Source organism: Pseudomonas sp. UBT, from assembly GCF_050915955.1.
In the GTDB taxonomy this organism is placed as follows: domain Bacteria; phylum Pseudomonadota; class Gammaproteobacteria; order Pseudomonadales; family Pseudomonadaceae; genus Aquipseudomonas; species Aquipseudomonas antarctica_A.
This window is the reverse complement of record NZ_CP168079.1, coordinates 4,060,283-4,079,369: the sequence shown is the minus strand read 5'-3', so window position 1 is coordinate 4,079,369 and position 19,087 is coordinate 4,060,283. Positions and strand designations below refer to the sequence as shown.

17 protein-coding genes are annotated in these 19,087 nt (G+C 59.6%); 3 read left to right on the top strand and 14 right to left on the bottom strand.

Translation table 11 applies throughout. The features are described from left to right. Positions 1 to 15 precede the first annotated feature (15 nt). The 11 genes from ACDZ94_RS18875 to ACDZ94_RS18825 all read right to left on the bottom strand — a co-directional run bounded on the left by ACDZ94_RS18875 (position 16) and on the right by ACDZ94_RS18825 (position 12,474). A complete protein-coding gene (locus ACDZ94_RS18875) occupies positions 16 to 354 on the bottom strand; it encodes a GlpM family protein (RefSeq protein ID WP_221294044.1) in 339 nt (112 codons plus the stop codon). Between the two features lie 10 nt (positions 355 to 364). After that, positions 365 to 1,645: a sigma-54-dependent transcriptional regulator gene (locus ACDZ94_RS18870; protein WP_237140910.1), complete on the bottom strand. Its 1,281-nt coding sequence runs from the start codon at positions 1,643 to 1,645 to the stop codon at positions 365 to 367. A gap of 65 nt (positions 1,646 to 1,710) precedes the next feature. Beyond that, the gene (locus ACDZ94_RS18865; protein WP_053254636.1) at positions 1,711 to 3,612 is read right to left on the bottom strand and encodes a sensor histidine kinase; all 1,902 of its coding nucleotides are present in this window, start codon (positions 3,610 to 3,612) and stop codon (positions 1,711 to 1,713) included. A 172-nt stretch (positions 3,613 to 3,784) separates the two neighbouring features. Continuing rightward, complete coding sequence (locus tag ACDZ94_RS18860) at positions 3,785 to 4,519, bottom strand: amino acid ABC transporter ATP-binding protein (RefSeq protein WP_007916729.1); 735 nt, start codon at positions 4,517 to 4,519, stop codon at positions 3,785 to 3,787. Continuing rightward, positions 4,516 to 5,187 carry an amino acid ABC transporter permease gene (locus ACDZ94_RS18855; protein ID WP_064450921.1) on the bottom strand — a complete coding sequence of 224 codons (672 nt, stop codon included), beginning with the start codon at positions 5,185 to 5,187 and terminating at the stop codon, positions 4,516 to 4,518. The genes ACDZ94_RS18860 and ACDZ94_RS18855 overlap by 4 nt, the downstream gene beginning before the upstream one ends. Further along, positions 5,187 to 5,933 carry an amino acid ABC transporter permease gene (locus ACDZ94_RS18850; protein WP_064450922.1) on the bottom strand — a complete coding sequence of 249 codons (747 nt, stop codon included), beginning with the start codon at positions 5,931 to 5,933 and terminating at the stop codon, positions 5,187 to 5,189. Before ACDZ94_RS18850 ends, ACDZ94_RS18855 begins: the two co-directional genes overlap by 1 nt. Positions 5,934 to 6,127: 194 nt before the next feature. Beyond that, positions 6,128 to 7,054, bottom strand: a complete 927-nt coding sequence (locus ACDZ94_RS18845; protein ID WP_053254639.1) for a glutamate/aspartate ABC transporter substrate-binding protein — start codon at positions 7,052 to 7,054, stop codon at positions 6,128 to 6,130. A 314-nt stretch (positions 7,055 to 7,368) separates the two neighbouring features. Continuing rightward, a complete protein-coding gene (glpD, locus tag ACDZ94_RS18840) occupies positions 7,369 to 8,907 on the bottom strand; it encodes a glycerol-3-phosphate dehydrogenase (RefSeq protein ID WP_064450923.1) in 1,539 nt (512 codons plus the stop codon). A 273-nt stretch (positions 8,908 to 9,180) separates the two neighbouring features. Next, positions 9,181 to 9,936: a DeoR/GlpR family transcriptional regulator gene (locus ACDZ94_RS18835; protein WP_010212755.1), complete on the bottom strand. Its 756-nt coding sequence runs from the start codon at positions 9,934 to 9,936 to the stop codon at positions 9,181 to 9,183. 95 nt (positions 9,937 to 10,031) lie between these two features. After that, positions 10,032 to 11,537 (bottom strand): glycerol kinase GlpK, encoded by a 1,506-nt coding sequence (glpK, locus tag ACDZ94_RS18830; protein WP_064450924.1) that lies wholly within the window; start codon positions 11,535 to 11,537, stop codon positions 10,032 to 10,034. Positions 11,538 to 11,616: 79 nt separating this feature from the next. Beyond that, positions 11,617 to 12,474: an MIP/aquaporin family protein gene (locus ACDZ94_RS18825; protein WP_064450925.1), complete on the bottom strand. Its 858-nt coding sequence runs from the start codon at positions 12,472 to 12,474 to the stop codon at positions 11,617 to 11,619. A gap of 326 nt (positions 12,475 to 12,800) precedes the next feature. On the opposite strand from ACDZ94_RS18825, the gene ybaK reads away from it, so the two are divergent. After that, entirely contained in the window at positions 12,801 to 13,271 is a 471-nt protein-coding gene (ybaK, locus tag ACDZ94_RS18820) for a Cys-tRNA(Pro) deacylase (protein ID WP_221296049.1), read from the top strand. Between the two features lie 139 nt (positions 13,272 to 13,410). Here the strand turns inward: ybaK and ACDZ94_RS18815 are convergent, their stop codons facing one another. Continuing rightward, positions 13,411 to 14,520, bottom strand: coding sequence for an ABC transporter ATP-binding protein (locus ACDZ94_RS18815; RefSeq protein ID WP_064450927.1), 1,110 nt, complete (start codon positions 14,518 to 14,520; stop codon positions 13,411 to 13,413). Beyond that, entirely contained in the window at positions 14,517 to 15,437 is a 921-nt protein-coding gene (gene argF / locus ACDZ94_RS18810; RefSeq protein WP_064450928.1) for an ornithine carbamoyltransferase, read from the bottom strand. The genes ACDZ94_RS18815 and argF overlap by 4 nt, the downstream gene beginning before the upstream one ends. A gap of 434 nt (positions 15,438 to 15,871) precedes the next feature. On the opposite strand from argF, the gene ACDZ94_RS18805 reads away from it, so the two are divergent. Next, positions 15,872 to 17,980: a molybdopterin oxidoreductase family protein gene (locus ACDZ94_RS18805; protein ID WP_432750582.1), complete on the top strand. Its 2,109-nt coding sequence runs from the start codon at positions 15,872 to 15,874 to the stop codon at positions 17,978 to 17,980. A gap of 84 nt (positions 17,981 to 18,064) precedes the next feature. Continuing rightward, complete coding sequence (gene grxD, locus ACDZ94_RS18800) at positions 18,065 to 18,403, top strand: Grx4 family monothiol glutaredoxin (RefSeq protein WP_064450930.1); 339 nt, start codon at positions 18,065 to 18,067, stop codon at positions 18,401 to 18,403. Positions 18,404 to 18,483: 80 nt separating this feature from the next. Here the strand turns inward: grxD and bfr are convergent, their stop codons facing one another. Further along, positions 18,484 to 18,954 (bottom strand): bacterioferritin, encoded by a 471-nt coding sequence (gene bfr / locus ACDZ94_RS18795; RefSeq protein WP_064450931.1) that lies wholly within the window; start codon positions 18,952 to 18,954, stop codon positions 18,484 to 18,486. Positions 18,955 to 19,087: the final 133 nt, after the last annotated feature.

Genomic DNA, 19,087 nt, shown 5'->3' with positions numbered 1-19,087 from the left:
GTTTAACCAGTTGGGTCAGGTGTGGAGGCGTACCCACACCGTCACCAACACCGTCGCCGCCATCAACCACGCCACCGCCGCCACGGCGAGTGAGGCCTCCAGGCGCATTCGGTCGACCATCACATACAACGTCGCCAAATACACAAAATACGGAATGATCGACCACATCCCGAACAGGATCGTGGTCTTCAAGTCGTCCACCGAACGACCTTTGCCGACGATGTAATGTGCAATCAACGCAAAGGTTGGAAACAGCGGCACCAGCCCCGCGATGTAATAGTTTTTGGTCTTGGCCAGCGCTGCCAGGATCAACACCACCGCCGCGCCCAGGGCGGCTTTCAAAAACAGATCCACACCGTGCTCCTTAGTGGCTCAAGCCATACTTCTTGACCTTGTCGAACAGGGTGGTCTTGGCCATCCCCAGTTCCTGGCTGGCCTGGGTCAGGTTGCCGCCGCTGCGTTGCAAGGCGTCGTTGAGCAAGTTGCGTTCGAAGGCTTCGACCGCCTCGGTAAAGGCCAGGCCATGGTTGCTGTTGCCGTTGCCGCTTTTCTTGAAGGCAGGCAAGCCCAAGGCGAAGCGTTCGGCGACGTTGCGCAGTTCACGCACGTTGCCTGGCCAGTCGTGGCTCATCAGGCTCGACACGGTCTGGTTATCCAGCTCCGGCACGCTGCGATCAAAGCGCAGCGACGACTGCTGCAGGAAGTGTTCGAACAATTGCAGGATGTCTTCCCGGCGTTCGCGCAGCGGCGGCAGCTCCAGGGTCACTACGTTGAGGCGATAGTAAAGGTCACTGCGGAACTGACTGGCCCGACTCAGCTCGTCGAGGTCGGACTTGGTTGCGGCGATCACCCGACAATCCACCGCCACGCTTTGGTTCGAACCCAGGCGTTCCAGGGTGCGTTCCTGCAACACCCGCAGCAATTTGATCTGCAGGTTGATCGGCATGCTTTCCACTTCATCGAGGAACAACGTGCCTTCGTGGGCGTGCTCGATCTTGCCGATGCGCCGTTTGCCGGCGCCGGTAAAGGCATTGGCTTCGTGGCCGAAAATCTCGCTTTCGAACAGGTTTTCCGGCAGGCCGCCGCAGTTCAAGGCGACGAACTGGTGGGAATGGCGCCGGCTGAAATCATGCAGGCAGCGTGCGACCAATTCCTTGCCGGTGCCGGTCTCGCCTTCGATCAGCACGTTGGCGGAGGTGTCGGCGACGTTGGCGATCAGCTCGCGCAGGGTCTGCATGGCCGGGGAGCGACCGATGATGCGACCTTCCAGGGAGTCGCGCTCAGCCAGTTGGCGGCGCAGCGACCACACCTCGCGCGCCAGCCCGCGTTGTTCCAGGGCGCGGCGGGCCACGTCGACCAGGCGCTCGGGCGAGAAGGGTTTCTCCATGAAGTCGTAGGCGCCATTGCGCATGGCGCCGACGGCCATCGAGATATCGCCGTGGCCGGTGATCAGTACCACCGGCAGGCTTTTGTCCAGAGCCTTGAGCCGGGTCAACAGCTCCAGGCCGTCGATGCCCGGCAGGCGAATATCGCTGATGACGATACCGGCAAAGTTTTCGCCGATGCGCTTGAGGGCTTCTTCGGCACTGCCTACGCCCACACTGGGAATGTCCTCCAGCGCCAGGGCTTGCTGGCAGCCGAGCAGCACATGGGGGTCGTCTTCGACGATCAGAACGGTGAGGTCGTCTTTAGAGGCGGTAGCGTCTGTATTCATGTCGACTCAGCTTTTTGGGTGCCTGCCAGCGGCAGGCACAGGACAAAGGCCGTACCACCAGTGGCCGGGTGTTCCACGGCAAGGGTGCCGCCAGTGGCCGCCGCGAGGCTGGCGGAAAGCGTCAGGCCCAGCCCCAGGCCTTGTTCGCCGGGTTTGGTGGTGAAGAACGGTTCGAATAAGTGTTTACGTGTTTCGGGGTCGATGCCATGGCCATTGTCGCGCACATGCAAGCGGTACTTGCCGTCGGCGCTGTGGCCGTCCAGCCACAGTTCGGGCGTTGGCTGCGCTTGCATCGCATCGAGGGCATTACCGATCAGGTTGACCAGGATTTGTTCCAGGCGCGTCTGGTCGATCTGCAGTTGGGCGTTGCTGAAATCGCGGTGCAGGGTCAACGGCAGGCCATCCAGGCGGGCGCCCAGCACCTGGAACGCGGCGTCCACCGCTTTGCCGAGGTTGGCCTCGCCCTGGTCATCACCGCGCCGGGCAAAGGAGCGCAGGCTGGCGGTGATGCGGCCCATGCGGTCGATCAGTTCGTTGATGGTCTTGAGGTTGGCGCTGGCGGTATCCAGAGCGCCACGCTCGAGGAACCGCACGGTGTTGCCCGACAGCGTGCGCAGCGCCGCCAGGGGCTGGTTCAACTCATGGGCAATGCTGGTCGACATCTGGCCGATGGCCGCGAGTTTACCGGCCTGCACCAGTTCATCCTGGGCGTGGCGCAGGGTTTCCTCGGCCTGGCGTCGTTCGCGAATCTGGCCCTTGAGCCGTTCGTTGCTGGCGCGCAGGTCGGCAGTGCGTTCGGCGATCCGACGTTCCAGCTGGCTGTTGGCTTCCTGCAAGGCCTCCCGCGCGGCGAGGCGGGTGGCGATAACCTTGCGGCGCTCGTTCCAGGCAATCAGCAAGAACGCGACCAGGCCAAACGCGACGGCCACCAGAATGCCCTGGTTGATCGCGGCCCGCCGCAGGTCGTTGAGCGGGGTCAGCAGGGTGAAATTCCACGGTGTATCACTCAGCGGACGGGTCTGGGCCAGGTAGCTGACTTCGTGCTCGTCGTTGACCACTTCGCTGTTGGCGGGGAAGGTCAGCTTCTCGGTGCCTTCGTTAAGGCGCTCGCGGGCCAGGGGCTCCAGCTCGTTCAGTGTCGCCCAGTAATATTGCAGGCTGTGGGCCAGGCGTTCTTTGGTGTCATCGCTCAGCGGTCGCACGGCCTTGAGGCGGCGGGCCGGGTCGCTGGACAGGATGATGATGCCGTTCTCGTCGCTCACAAACGCTTCGAGGCGCGCGCGCTGCCAGCGTTCCTCCAGGGCTTCGAGGCGCACTTTGACCACCGCGACGCCGATGATCTTGCCGTGCTCTTCCAGGCCATGGGCCAGGTAGTAGCCGGGTTCGCCGTTCGTGCTGCCAATGCCATAGAAACGGCCGGGCTGGCCGCGAACGGCATTCTGGAAATAGGCACGGAAGGACAGGTCTTCACCTTGGTAGCTGTCGGCATCGCGCCAGTTACTGGTGGCCAATACGCGGCCGGTGGTGTCCATCACGTAGATGGCCCGACTGCGACTGCGTCGGTTCAGGCCTTCGAGGTAATCGTTGACGGTTTTGCGGGTTTCCTGGTTCGGGTCGGCCAGCAGCTTGGAGACGCTGGACTCCAATTCCAGAAGGCTGGGCAGATAGGTGTATTTGCTCAGCTCGCTTTCGACGGTGCGGGCGTGCAGCTCCAACTGGCGTTCGCCGTTGTCGCTAAGGGTGCGGATGCCATAGTACTCACTGACCCAGAAGCCGATATAACCCAGGCCGATCATCAGGGCGATGATCAACGGCGGCAGGAACAGTTGGCGGATCAGGCGTGGTTTCACGGCAAGTGATGGCGGTGCGGCGCGAAATTGGTTGGGGTCGCATTTCATCACAGATGCCTTGGGTCAACCAGAGCTTGCCGGTCTGCTCGGTCCAGTGTGGGAGCGGGCTTGCTCGCGAATGCGGTGTGTCAGTCGCTGAATGTATCGACTGATCCACCGCATTCGCGAGCAAGCCCGCTCCCACATGGGCCTTGTTTCAGCAGTGGGAGCTATGTAGGGCTTAGTGCTGCAGGATTTTCTCAAGGAAGTGCTGCGCACGTTCGGAGCGGGCGCTGATGTCGCCGAAGAATTCCTCTTTCGGGCAGTCTTCGATGATCTTGCCGGCGTCCATGAAGATCACGCGGTCGGCCACCTTGCGGGCGAAGCCCATTTCGTGGGTCACGCACATCATGGTCATGCCTTCGTGAGCCAGTTGCACCATCACGTCGAGCACTTCGTTGACCATTTCCGGGTCGAGGGCGGAGGTCGGTTCGTCAAACAGCATGACGATCGGGTCCATGGCCAGTGCGCGGGCAATCGCAACGCGCTGTTGCTGGCCGCCGGACAGTTGGCCCGGGTGCTTGTGGGCGTGTGCCGACAGGCCGACGCGCTCAAGCAGTTGCAGGCCTTTCTTGGTGGCTTCTTCCTTGCTGCGGCCGAGCACCTTGATCTGCGCGATGGTCAGGTTTTCGGTGATGGTCAGGTGCGGGAACAGTTCGAAGTGCTGGAACACCATGCCGACGCGTGAGCGCAGTTTCGGCAGGTTGGTCTTCGGGTCGGCGATAGAGGTGCCGTCGACCACGATGTCGCCTTTCTGGAACGGTTCCAGTGCGTTGACGCACTTGATCAGGGTGGATTTGCCCGAGCCCGATGGCCCGCACACCACGATCACTTCGCCTTTTTTAACCTCGGTGCTGCAATCGGTCAGCACCTGGAAGTCGCCATACCACTTGTTGATGTTCTTGATAGAGATCATACGGCAAACCTTTTTTGCAGACGCTTGACCAGCAGCGAGGCGGAAAAGCTGATGATGAAGTAGACGACACCGGCGAAGATCAGGAACTCATTGGAGCGGCCGATGATGTCGCCGTTGGAGCGGGCGGAGTTGAGGAAGTCCACCAGGCCCACGGTGTAAACCAGCGAGGTGTCCTGGAACAGGATGATCGACTGTTGCAGCAGCAACGGCGTCATCTTGCGGAACGCCTGGGGCAGGATGATCAGACGCATGGTCTGGCCGTAGGTCATGCCCATCGCCTGTGCTGCGCCCATCTGGCCCTTGGGAATCGACTGCACGCCGGCCCGTACGATTTCACAGAAGTACGCGGCTTCGAACATCATGAAGGCCACGACGCAGGAGGTGAACGCACCGATCGGGGTGTCTTCGCCGGTGATCCAGCGCAGCACGAACGGCACTGCCAGGTAGAACCAGGTAATGACCAACAGCAGCGGGATCGAGCGGAAGTAGTTCACATAGGCGCCGGCCAGACGCGACGCCAGTTTGTTGGACGACAGGCGCATCAGCGCGAGGACCGTGCCCAATGCGATGCCGCCGACTACGCCCATGACCATCAACTGCAAGGTCATGATCATGCCGTTCCACAGGCCAGGGATAGCGGGGATGATGCCGCTGAAATCAAAGTCCATTATTTACCCCCCACGGAGATCAGGCCGGGCACGGCGACTTTCTTCTCAACCAGGCGCATCAGCAACATCAGGCTCATGTTCAAGGTGAAGTAGATCAGCGTGGCCAGGGTGAAGGCCTCAAACAGGTTGGCCGAGAACTCGGCGGTCTGTTTGGTTTGCGCCAGCAATTCCATCAGGCCGATCAAGGACGCCACGGAGGAGTTCTTGAACACGTTGAGGAATTCCGAGGTAAGCGGCGGAATGATGATGCGGTAGGCCTGTGGCAGCAGCACGTTCCAGTAGATCTGCGGCAGCTTGAAGCCCATGGCACGCGCGGCGGCTTCCTGGCCACGTGGCAGCGCCTGGATGCCGGTACGCACCTGTTCGCACACACGGGCGGCGGTGAACAGGCCCAGGCACACGACAACGCTCAGGTAAGCCGAGGTGGTCGGGTTGAGGTCTTGTTTGTACCAGTCCTGCAGGTTTTGCGGCAGCATATCGGGTATCAGGAAGTACCAGATAAACAGCTGAACCAGCAGCGGCACGTTACGAAACAGTTCCACGTAGCAGGTCGCGATGCCCGATACGATGCGGTTTGGCACAGTGCGCATGACCCCCAGAACGGAGCCCAGCAACAAGGCGATAATCCACGCCACGACGGCGATGGCAATGGTCCAGCCCAAACCGGAGATGTACCAGTCGAGATAGGTCTCGCTGCCCACGCCGGTGGACTTGAAGAACACGCCCCAGTCCCAGTTGTAATTCATTAGGGTCTCCCCTCGAAATCGATCGATGTACAAGCACCCGCTTGGGGAAGATCCTTTCCCGCCCGACGTTGAACGTCAGGCACACGCGATCGGCTCGAAAACCGCCAGGTCGAGTGTTCCAAATTAAAGCCAGCAGGTAGTAACAGACGCCTGAGGGAGGGTTGGCTCCCTCAGGAGATAAGGTTAGTCAGAAATCAGATTTTTACGTCAGGCGCTGGTTTGTCGCTTGGGTTAGCGATCAGCTCCTTAACCTTCTCACTCATCGGGAAGTTCAGGTTCAGGCCTTTAGGTGGGATCGGGCTTTCGAACCACTTGCTGTAGATCTTGTTGATTTCGCCGGATTTGTACAGGGCGACAATCGCGTCATCCACGGCTTTCTTGAAGGCCGGGTCGTCTTTACGCACCATGCAAGCGTAGGCTTCAAAGGACTGTGGCGTACCGGTGATGACCCAGTCGTCCGGCTTCTTGGCCTTGGCTTCTTCACCGGCCAGCAGGGCGTCGTCCATCATGAAGGCTACGGCGCGGCCGCTTTCCAGCATCTGGAAGGATTCGCCGTGGTCTTTGGCGGAGATGACGTTCATGCCCATCTGCTTGTCGGCGTTCATCGCTTTGATGATGCGCTCGGACGTGGTGCCGGCGGTGGTCACGACGTTTTTGCCTTTGAGGTCGGCAAAGTCAGCGTAGGACGGCTTGCCGTCCTTGTCTTTCTTGACCAGCAGACGGGTGCCGATTTCGAAGATGTTGACGGTGAAGTCGACCTGCTGGGCGCGTTCGGCGTTGTTGGTGGTAGAGCCGCACTCAACGTCCGCAGTGCCGTTCTGGATCAACGGGATACGGGTTTGCGAGGTCACCAGGTTGTACTTGGTTTTCAGATCGGGTTTGTTCAGGTCTTTTTTCAGTTGTTCGACGATAGCCAACTGAATGTCGTGGGAGTAGCCCACTGGTTTGCCCGAACCATCTGCGATGTAGGAGAACGGAATGGAGCTGTCGCGGTGAGCGAGAGTGATGGTGCCGGAGTCGTTGATTTTCTTCAGTGTGCCGGTGAGTTCGGCGGCGAAAACTGGAGTGCTGATCAGAGCAGCAGCGATAGCTGCGCCCAGGATATGGGGAACGATGCGCATCAATACTTCCTCGACATTTGTTTTTTTTATGAAGCCGGCTAAACGGCTCTCTTGTACAGCGAATGCCCGTAACGGCTCCTGAAGCGTCTCAGGCAATCGTCAGGGAGTGTAGAGCATGAGTCGTGCCATACCTGAAACAAAAGGTTATCTGATTGATTTATAAGGAGATTAACTTTGTGTTACTAGTAATTCGTAACTATAAGGTCCGGCAAACCGAATGGTGCGGGGTGTGCTGTTCGGAAAACCGAATGCCATTGCGGGCATAAAAAAGCCCCTGGGCCATACGGCGCAGGGGCTTTTTAACGACTTGCTGATCAGGCCGCTTCAATCTTCGTGCGGTTCTGCTCAACCTTCGACAGGTAACGCTGTACGTTTTCCTGTTCTTGCGCAGTGGTGAACAGGCCAAGCTTGGTACGGCGCCACAGGACGTCCTGAGGTTGAGTCGCCCATTCTTCAGCACACAGGTAATCGACTTCGCGGGTGTACAGGCCGCCACCAAGGTGGTCGCCCAGGTCAGCCAAGGATTGCACGCCTTCCAGCAGGCGCCAGGTGCGGCTGCCATAGGTGGTGGCCCAGCGGCGCGCGATCTCGTTTGGCACCCAGTCGAACTTGGCGCGGATAGCCTCGGCCAGGGCTTCTGGCGTGGTCATGTTTTCGCCGCCAGGCAGGCTGGCGGTGGCCGTCCAGCTTGGGCGCATCTGCGTGAAGTAAGGCGCCAGTTGTGCCATCGCCGACTCGGCGAGTTTGCGGTAGGTGGTGAGCTTGCCGCCGAACACCGACAAAATCGGTGCTTCGCCCGTGCCGCCAGACAGCGACAGCGTGTAGTCGCGGGTGATGGCCGACGGGTTATCCGACTCGTCGTTGCACAGTGGGCGCACGCCGGAGTAGGTGTGGACGATGTCGTCGCGGCTGAGCTGCTTCTTGAAGTGGGCATTCACCACGTTGAGCATGTAGTCGGTTTCACCTTCAGTGATCGCTACTTTCGCCGGGTCACCGGTGTATTCACGGTCGGTGGTGCCGATGATGGTCAGGTGGTTCAGGTACGGAATGGTGAAGACGATGCGCTGGTCTTCGTTCTGCAGGATGTGCGCGTGGGCGCCTTCGTACAGCTTCGGCACGATCAGGTGGCTGCCCTGGATCAGGCGGATGCCGTAAGGCGAATCCAGCTTCAGGTCTTCCTTGATGAATTTGGCAACCCATGGGCCGGCGGCGTTCACCAGCGCGCGAGCGCGGATCGAGAACAGGCTGCCATCGGCGCGTTCCATGTTCATTTCCCACATGCCGTTGCTGCGGTGTGCGCTGACGCAACGAGTCTGGGTGTGGATATGCGCGCCTTTTTCGCGGGCGGCCATGGCATTGAGGACTACCAAGCGGGCGTCGTCGACCCAGCAGTCGGAGTATTCGAAGCCTTTGGTGATCTCGCTTTTCAGCGGGCTGTCGGGGCCGAACTTGAGGCTTTTGGAACCGGCGAGTTTTTCGCGCTTGCCCAAGTGGTCATACAGGAACAGGCCGGCACGGATCATCCACGCTGGACGCAAGTGCGGGCGGTGCGGCAGCACGAAGCGCATCTGCTTGACGATGTGTGGCGCTTTGGCCAGCAGCACTTCACGTTCTGCCAGGGCTTCGCGCACCAGGCGGAATTCGTAATGTTCGAGATAACGCAGGCCGCCGTGGATCAGCTTGCTGCTGGCGGAAGAGGTGTGGCTCGCCAAGTCGTCCTTTTCGCAAAGGAATACCGACAAACCGCGACCGGCTGCGTCTGCTGCAATGCCGACGCCATTGATCCCGCCACCGATTACGGCAACGTCATAGACTTCGGCAAGCGGTGGAGCAGGCAAGGTGGAAGGGTTCATCGGCTGGCCTCGCGATTTATTCGTCTTGGAATTCGAACATTAATGTTCATTTCCGAAAATGGTAGCTGATAAACGCGCGCACAGCCACCCTACTTCGATTGAAAAAACTCATCGAAGGGGCGAGAAAAGAAAATTTGTGAACATGAAAGGCGTGGAGTGCCCGTTCCATCACCATCGCGGGCAAGCCCGGCTCCCACATTTGGAATGCAATCAATTGTGGGAGCCGGGCTTGCCCGCGATGGCGGCGGTACAGGCGCCAGCGATATTGAAGGGTTAGACCACTTCCAGCCGAACCTTATGCTGGTTCAACAACTGCACCAGCGCCGGCACCGGCTGCTGATCCGTCACCAAACAGTCGACCAAACTGATCGGGCCCAAGCGAATCATGGCATTGCGCCCGAATTTACTGGAGTCCGCCGCCAGGATCACCTGGCGCGCATTGGCAATAATCGCCTGTGAAACCCGCACTTCCTGATAATCAAAGTCGAGCAGGCTGCCGTCTTCATCAATGCCGCTGATGCCTACCAAGGCAAAGTCGACCTTGAACTGGTTGATGAAGTCGACACTCGCCTGACCGACCACACCGCCATCACGGCGCACATTACCGCCGGTCAACAGCACATCGAAATCGTCCTTGGCACTGAGCATGGTGGCGACGTTGAGGTTGTTGGTGATGATTTTCAGGTGGTTGTGATTGAGCAGCGCACGCGCGATCGATTCGGTCGTGGTGCCGATATTGATGAACAGCGAGGCGTGGTCCGGGATTTGCGCCGCAATGGCTTCGCCGATGCGTTGTTTCTCATCGCGCATCTGGTCGGCACGCATGGCGTACGCGGTGTTCTCGACACTGGAGTCATAGGCCGCGCCGCCGTGGTAGCGGCGCAGCAGATTGGCGTCCGCCAGCTGGTTGATATCGCGGCGGATGGTTTGCGGGGTGACAACGAATAGCTGCGCCATCTCCTCGATACTGACGTAACCGCGTTCGCGGACCAGTTCGAGGATTTGTTGTTGGCGGGGAGGCAGATTCATGGGGCGTCCTTTGGGCTGCCATACAAAAGTGGCCCATGATGACGCAGCAAGCGGCTCCCCGCCAGTTACAACCCTATATGGGTCCGGCGGTTGGCTTATTCAGCGCCTTCGTGCGGTTCCCAGTCGCGGGTGCGGCTGACCGCTTTTTGCCAGCCGGCGTAGAGTTTTTCTTTGGCGGCTTCATCGAGCGTCGGCTCGAATTCGCGTTCGATCACGGCCTTGCCGCGCAACTCGTCCAGGCTGCCCCAGAAGCCACAGGCCAGGCCTGCCAGGTAAGCGGCGCCGAGTGCAGTGGTTTCGCGCATTTGCGGGCGCTCAACCTGGGTACCCAGGATATCGGCCTGGAACTGCATCAGGAAGTTGTTGGCCACCGCGCCGCCATCCACGCGCAGGGCTTTGAGGCGTTCGCCCGAGTCCTGTTGCATGGCGTCCAACACGTCACGGGTCTGGTAGGCAATCGACTCCAGGGCGGCGCGAATGATGTGATCCACGCGTACGCCACGGGTCAGGCCAAACAGTGCGCCACGGGCATACGGGTCCCAGTACGGAGCGCCCAGACCGGTAAAGGCCGGCACCAGGTACACACCGTTGCTGTCCTTGACCTTGCCAGCAAAGTATTCGGTGTCGGTGGCATCCGCGATGATCTTCAGCTCGTCACGCAGCCATTGCACAGTGGAGCCACCATTGAACACGGCGCCTTCGAGGGCGTAAGCCACTTCGCCGCGTGGGCCGCAGGCGATGGTGGTAAGCATGCCGTGTTTCGATTTGACCGCTTTGTCACCGGTGTTCATCAGCAGGAAGCAGCCGGTGCCATAGGTGTTCTTGGCCTGGCCGGCTTCCACGCACATCTGGCCGAACAGTGCGGCCTGTTGGTCGCCCGCGATGCCGCCGATAGCGATGCCGCTTTTGGTGCGGCCGTAGATTTCCGAAGACGACTTAACTTCCGGCAGCATTTCGCGCGGTACGTCGAGAATCTCCAGCATCTTCGCATCCCACTCCAGGGTGTGGATGTTGAAGAGCATGGTGCGCGAGGCGTTGGTGTAGTCGGTGACGTGGGTTTTGCCGCCGGTAAATTTCCAGATCAGCCAGCTGTCGATGGTGCCGAACAGCAGTTCGCCGTTGCGCGCACGCTCGCGGCTGCCTTCGACGTTGTCGAGGATCCACTTGAGCTTGGTGCCGGAGAAGTACGGGTCGGTGACCAGGCCGGTGGTGTCGCTGATGTATTGCTCGTGGCCATCGCGCTTGAGCTGCTGGCAGATCTCGGTACTGCGGCGGCACTGCCAGACAATTGCGTTGTAGATCGGGCGACCGGTGATCTTGTCCCACACCACGGTGGTTTCACGCTGGTTGGTGATACCGATGGCAGCGACCTGGTCATGGTGCAGGCCGGCTTGTGCCAGGGCCTCGACCATCACTGCGCTTTGGGTGGCGAAGATTTCCATCGGGTCATGTTCGACCCAGCCGGCTTGCGGGTAATGCTGAGCGAATTCACGCTGGGCGGTGCAGACCACGTTGGCATCGCGATCAAAGATGATCGCCCGCGAACTGGTGGTGCCCTGATCAAGGGCAATGATGTAGTTCTTATTCTGAATGTCGGTCATGTCGATTGCCTTGGACGGAAATAAGGAAGTGAGTAATCAGCCTGGGCCGCAAAAGGGCAGTGGGACCAGGCTGGCGGTATCAGGAAATACGCGTCTTGCCGTTGACTGCCGTGTCAGTTGTTGCTTCAGCTATAGCAGGTGCGGCGCTTGGCAGATGACGGGCAATCAGCCCGCGATAGGCCGCAGCACCGAGGCATGCGCCGACAATCGGCGCGAAAATCGGTACCAGGAAGTAAGGAATATCACGACCGCCAGTAAAGGCTATTTCACCCCAGCCGGCGAAAAAGGTCATCAGCTTGGGCCCGAAATCCCGTGCCGGGTTCATCGCAAAGCCGGTCAACGGGCCCATGGCGCTGCCAATCACGGCGATCAGCAGGCCGATCAGCAGCGGGGCCAGCGGGCCACGTGGCAGGCCATTGTTATCGTCGGTAAGGGCCATGATCACGCCCATCAGGATCGCGGTGATGACCATTTCAACCAGGAAGGCCTGGGCCGTGCTCAGCAGCGCATGCGGGTAGGTGGAGAACACCGACGCCAATTCCAGGCTGGCCTGGGAGCCACGAACCATATGATGGGTTTGTTCGTAATCGAAAAATAGATTGCTGTAGAGCGTGTAGACCAGCGCGGCGGAACAGAAGGCGCCGGCGATCTGGGCAAGGATGTAGAAGGGCAGTTTGCGCTTTTCGAAATCGGCAAAAATGCACAGGGCGATACTGACCGCCGGATTGAGGTGAGCCCCGGAAATACCGGCACTCAGGTAGATCGCCATGCTCACGCCGACCCCCCAGATGATACTGATTTCCCACAACCCAAAGCTGGCACCCGCGACCTTGAGCGCAGCGACACATCCTGTACCGAAGAAGATCAGAAGCGCAGTCCCCAGGAATTCGGCCATGCATTGGCTCGAAAGTGAAGGCTGTTGAAGTGCAGTTGTCATGGCAAACCTCGATTGTTGTTCTTGTTGGGCGCACAACCTCAACGGGCCGTTGCGCAATTTTCACCGTAACCGGGATCCCCATCCTGACTACGGCTTACTACTGGAACGCTGTGGGACTATTCCTACAGTATTCGGAAACGAAAAAATATAGACAAGAATGACCGCTGTCAAAGGTCGAAAGTGAACCATTGGTCATTTTTGAACTATTGGTCTGGTGAATGATCATGCTTGTCCACTCCAGCACTCATTTCAGGAGGCGCGCACTAGAGCGTTTTGCATGGGCTTGGCCTAGAATTGAGCGTCTTTTTGCCGCGCCCGGAGTAGCCATGACCCCCGCACTCGACTTGTTGAAAAAAGTTCGCGCCGAACATCATATTCACAGTTATGAACATGACCCCAAGGCCGCGTCTTATGGCTTGGAGGCCGCGGAAAAGTTGGGGCTCGATCCGGCGCAGGTGTTCAAGACCTTGCTGGCCAGCAGTGAGAAAGGTGAATTGTTGGTGGCGGTGGTGCCGGTCGTCGGAAGTCTGGATTTAAAAGCGCTGGCCCATGCGGCCGGGGTAAAAAAAGTCGAGATGGCCGACCCGGCGGCGGCGCAACGTTCCACCGGCTACCTGTTGGGCGGCATCAGCCCGTTGGGGCAGAAAAAGCGTTTGCGTACGTTTATCGATGTGACGGCGCAGCCGTTCGCGACGATTTTTGTGAGTGCAGGGAGGCGGGGCTTGGAAGTTGAACTGCCAGCGGCGGTGTTGGCTGAGCATACCCAGGCCAAATTTGCGCCGATTGGCCGGGCCTGACATAGATCTTGAAGTGAGTGAGATCCAATGTGGGAGTCGGGCTTGCCCGCGATGCAAGCGCCTCGGTCTTTAAGGTAAACCGAGGGGATGCTATCGCAGGCAAGCCAGCTCCCACATTTTGAGTCGGTTTCGTCAGCTATCAGTTGGCGGGGCTGTAGCGGCGAACGCCGGATTCGGCTTGAGGAATCTGCGCCGCCACGCTGCCTGACGCCTGGAACAACACCAGGTGTTCAGCGGCCACTCGAATCCCTACCTGCGCACCGACTTGATGATCCGCATGGCTGGGGAAAATCGACTCCAACTGAGCGCCCGTGGGCAGTTGCAGGCGGTACAGGGTCGAGGCGCCGAGGAAGGTCTTGCCGACGATCCGCGCTTTCAACGCACTGTCCGGTGCGTAGACGATGTCATCCGGGCGCAGCAACACATCCACCGCGCCACCCGTTGGCCAGGTGTAGGCGCGATTACCGCGCAGGTCACCCAGTTCGGTGCTGACCGATTCCGGTGAGCTCAATTGACCGCGGATGAAATAGCCCTGGCCGATAAAGCTCGCGACGTAAGGTGTCTGTGGTTCGTGATAGAGGTTGTAGGGCGTGTCCCACTGCTCAAGACGGCCCTCCTTGAAAACCCCCACATGGTCGCTCACGGCGAAGGCTTCTTCCTGATCATGGGTGACCAGAATCGCGCTGGTGCCGCGTGCCTTGAGAATGTCGCGCACCTCATGGCTGAGCTTGCGCCGCAGCTCGCCATCAAGGTTGGAGAACGGCTCATCCAACAGCAACAGTTGCGGCTCCGGCGCCAGGGCGCGGGCGAGGGCGACGCGTTGCTGCTGGCCGCCGGAAAGCTCGTGAGGGAAACGCTTGCCGAGGTTTTTCAGGTTGACCAGTTCCAGCAGCTCGGCGACCACGCGGTCTTTTTGCGGGTGTTTGCGAATGCCGAAGACGATGTTGTCGGCCACGCTCAAGTGCGGAAACAGCGCGTAGTCCTGGAACACCATGCCGATCCGGCGTTTCTCCGGTGCCAAGGTGAACCCCGCGCTGGAAATCACTTCGCCGGCCAGGCTGATTTCACCTTCGTGCACGGGCTCAAACCCTGCAATCGCGCGCAAGGTCGTGGTTTTGCCGCAGCCCGAAGAGCCTAGCAGGCAGCCGATGTCGCCGGCGTTGAGGTGCAGGTTGAGGTTCTGCACCACCCGTTGATCTTGATAGCCGCACGCCAGATTGCGCAGGTTCAGCAGTAATGGCTGGCTCATGCGTGGTGGTACGACGGCGGGACGAGGAATTCAAGCAGTGCCTTTTGTGCGTGCAGACGGTTTTCCGCCTGGTCCCAGGCCACCGAACGCTCATCGTCGAGCAGGTCGAGGCTGATTTCTTCGCCACGGTGAGCGGGCAGGCAGTGCATGAACAGCACGTCCGGCGCGGCCAGGTCGAGCAGCGCGCGGGTTACCTGGAACGGCGCGAACAGCGCCAGGCGCTTGGCGGTCTCTTCTTCCTGGCCCATGGAGGTCCAGACGTCGGTGCTCACCAGGTGTGCGCCGATCACCGCGTCACGCGGGTCGCGCACCACGGTGACCCGATCACCGGCCTGTTCCAGGAAACGCGCGTCAGGCTCGTAGCCTTCCGGGCACGCGACGCGCAGTTGGAAGTCGAACTGGATCGCCGCTTCTATATAACTGTTGCACATGTTGTTGCCGTCACCGATCCAGGCCACGGTCTTGCCCTGGATCGAACCACGGTGCTCCAGGAAGGTTTGCATGTCGGCCAGCAACTGGCAGGGGTGCAGGTCATCGGACAGGCCGTTGATCACCGGTACCCGGGAGTTGGCGGAAAATTCGGTCACGGTGCTGTGGGCAAAGGTACGGATCATCACCGCATCGAGCATGCGCGACATGACCCGGGCGCTGTCGGCGATCGGCTCGCCACGGCCCAGTTGGGTGTCGCGCGAGGACAGGAAGATGGCTTGGCCACCCAGCTGGATCATGCCGGCTTCGAACGACACGCGGGTGCGGGTCGACGACTTCTCGAAAATCATCCCGAGCACACGGTTTTTCAAAGGCTCGAACAGTACGCCGCGGTTACGCAGGTCTTTAAGCTCAATGCCTCGACGGATCACGCTGACCAGCTCTTCGGGCGTGCAATCCATCAGGGAGAGAAAGTGCCTTGCGCTCATCATTAACTACCTTTTTGCAACAGACCGCAGATACTCAAAGCCTTGTTTATTGTTACAACGGGCGAGACCTGCGGCGAAAGCCGCACGGGGCGACGAAATAGGGGAAGGCGCGATCTTATAATTAAATGTCGCGTCTTACCAATAGGGCTACGGTTTTTAAGGGTGTTCAAGAAGGGCGCGCGAGCGCTTTTGAAGACTGATTCCTGACAGCAGCAGCCCATTTGTACACTGGCGCCGAGACCTTTTGCAATGTGTGAGGGCGGGCCCAGAGCGGGTTGTGTCGGTTTCAGCAACGGTGTGTAAGGTTCTGAAACATTTGCACATGCTTGGCCATGTCCTGGCCTGATGCTTGCCGATTCACAGGACGAACGTTGCTGGTGCCCACGCAGGTGACGGCCCATAGTTGGGCCAAAGCCCAATAAAAGAGACTGGCCATGACCAAGACTCTCCACCACCGTGCCTGCCATCTGTGTGAAGCCATCTGCGGCCTGACCCTGGAAACGACCCAGGCCGAGGACGGCAGCCTGGCGATTACGTCGATCAAAGGCGACCCGCTGGATACGTTCAGCCGCGGGCACATCTGCCCCAAGGCCGTGGCGCTGCAGGACATCCAGAACGACCCGGACCGCCTGCACCAACCGATGTTGCGCGTGGGCAGCGAATGGCAGCCGATCCCCTGGGATGACGCGTTTGCGTTGGTGGCCGAACGATTGGCAGGCATCCAGGCCAGGCATGGGCAGAATGCGGTGGCGGTGTATCAGGGCAACCCCAGCGTGCACAACTATGGGTTGATGACCCACAGCAACTACTTCCTCGGTCAGCTCAAGACACGCAACCGGTTTTCTGCGACCTCGGTGGACCAGTTGCCCCATCACCTCACCAGCCACCTGATGTACGGCCATGGCCTGTTGCTGCCGATCCCGGATATCGACCACACCGACTTCATGCTGATCCTGGGGGGTAACCCGCTGGCGTCCAACGGCAGCATCATGACCGTGCCCGATGTGGAGAAGCGCCTCAAGGCCATCCAGGCGCGGGGCGGCAAGGTGGTGGTGGTTGACCCTCGGCGCAGTGAAACAGCGGCGATTGCCGATCAGCATGTGTTCGTGCGGCCAGGTGGCGACGCGGCGCTGTTGTTCGGGTTGCTCAACACCTTGTTTAGCGAAAACCTGACCCGTGACAGCCATTTGCCGGTTGAAGGTCTCGACGACGTGCGCAACGCGATTGCCGGGTTTACCGCCGACGCCATGAGCCGCCAGTGTGCGGTGCCTGCCGAGCAGATCCGCCAGCTGGCACGGGACTTCGCGGCAGCGGACAAGGCGGTGTGTTATGGGCGCATGGGGGTTTCGACCCAGGCATTTGGCACGCTGTGCCATTGGCTGGTGCAGTTGATCAATCTGGTGACCGGCAACCTTGACCGCGTCGGTGGCGCCTTGTGCACCACGCCGGCGGTGGATTTGGTCGCCTCGACTGGCGGTGGGCATTTCAATCGCTGGCAGAGTCGGGTGTCCGGGCGCCCCGAATACGGTGGGGAGTTGCCGGTGTCGGCGTTGGCTGAAGAAATGCTCACCGAAGGTGAAGGGCAAATCCGCGCCCTGGTGACGGTCGCCGGCAACCCGGTGCTGTCGACGCCGAATGGCCGCCAACTTGAACAAGCCTTGGATGGGCTGGAGTTCATGCTCAGCATCGACCTCTATATCAACGAGACAACCCGTTACGCCGACCTGATTTTGCCGTCCACCTCGGCGTTGGAAAACGATCACTACGACACCACGTTCAATATGTTCGCCGTGCGCAACGTCACCCGTTTCAATCGCGCGATTCTGCCCAAGCCTGCGGGCGCGTTGCACGATTGGGAGATCTTTGTCGGCTTGGCCAAGGCCTTCGCGGCGCAGACCGGCGTCGCGCTCAAACCGACCATGGCGCCTGCGCAGATGATCGACTTCGGGCTGCGCGCGGGAACGTACGGTGATGCATCCAGCCACCAACTGTCGGTGGCGATGCTGGCGGATCATCCCCATGGCGTGGACTTGGGGCCGCTCACGCCCAACCTCGCCGCACGCTTGAAAACCCCTAACGGCCAGGTGCAGGCGGCACCGGCAGTCATCCTCGCTGACCTGGCGCGTTTCACGGCGCAACCTGAGCCGGTGGCAAATGAGCTTCTGCTGATCGGCCGTCGCCATGTGCGCAGCAATAACTCGTGGATGCATAACTATCACCGACTGGTGAAGGGCAAGCCGCGCCATCAACTGCATATGCACCCGGATGACTTGGCCAGTCGGCAATTGAGCGATGGTCAGCGCGTGCGTGTCAGCTCGCGCATTGGCATGATCGAAGTGGAAGTGCTGGCCAGCCTGGACATGATGCCCGGCGTGGTCAGCCTGCCCCATGGTTGGGGTCACGGTCGCCCGGGCGTGCAGATGACCATCGCCAGTGGGCAGCCGGGGGCGAGTGCGAATGACTTGACTGACGAGCGGCAGTTGGACGAATTGTCTGGAAACGCCGCGCTGAACGGTGTGCCGGTGCAGGTGGCAGCCGCATAAGGCCCGAGCACCGCGCTGGAATTTTGCGTTACAATGCGCCACCGTGCCGACCTGTGAGTCGCGAAGTTCCTGCAGAGGTGTTCCATGGATATCATCGAAACGATCAAAGAGCAGATTGCCAACAACACCATTCTGCTTTACATGAAGGGCGCCCCGAACGCTCCTCAGTGCGGTTTCTCCGCGAAGGCGTCCCAGGCCATCATGGCGTGTGGCGAGAAATTCGCTTACGTGGATATCCTGCAAAACCCGGAAATCCGCGCCAACCTGCCGAAGTACGCCAACTGGCCTACCTTCCCACAACTGTGGGTAGCCGGTGAGCTGGTCGGCGGCAGCGACATCATCGTTGAGATGGCGGCTGACGGTTCGCTGCAAGCGCTGGTCAAAGATGCCGCGGAAAAAGCAGCAGCCAAGACAGAAGCGTGATGCTTTTGTAAAAAGCACTGCAATAAAAAGCCCCGCTTCTCGTAAGAGAGCGGGGCTTTTTTGTACCTGCGCGCCGTGGGTTATTCACCCATCTGCGATTGCAGGTAGTTTTCCAGGCTGACTTTGACGATCAGGCCCTCTTGGGTTTCCAGCCAGTCGATATGTTCTTCCTGGTCTTCAAGAATATCTTCCAGCAGTTCACGGCTGCCGAAGTCGGCCTTGATTTCGCAATGAGCGATGGCGGCCTTGAGGTCGCTGTGGCTCTTCTGTTCGAACTTCAGGTCGCTGATGATCATTTCCTGGGTGTGTTCGCCGATGTTCAGCTTGCCCAGGTCCTGCACGTTCGGCAGACCTTCCAGGAACAGGATGCGCTTGATCAGCGCGTCCGCGTCCTTCATTGCCTTGATGGACTCTTTGTATTCACGCTTGCCCAGCTTTTCCAGGCCCCAATCGTCATACATGCGCGCATGCAGAAAATACTGATTGATCGCGACCAGTTCATTGGCAAGGATTTTGTTGAGTTGCTGGATGACTGAGATGTCGCCTTTCATGACTGGGGTCCTGCCCTGTAATAGCTGTGTATAAGCCGGAGTTTGAGCGGCGAACCCCTTAGTGTCAAACCTAAGTTATTGAATAATAAATGAAAATTAATCTGAATAAGAATGTTTGTGTTCCGCGTCTTGG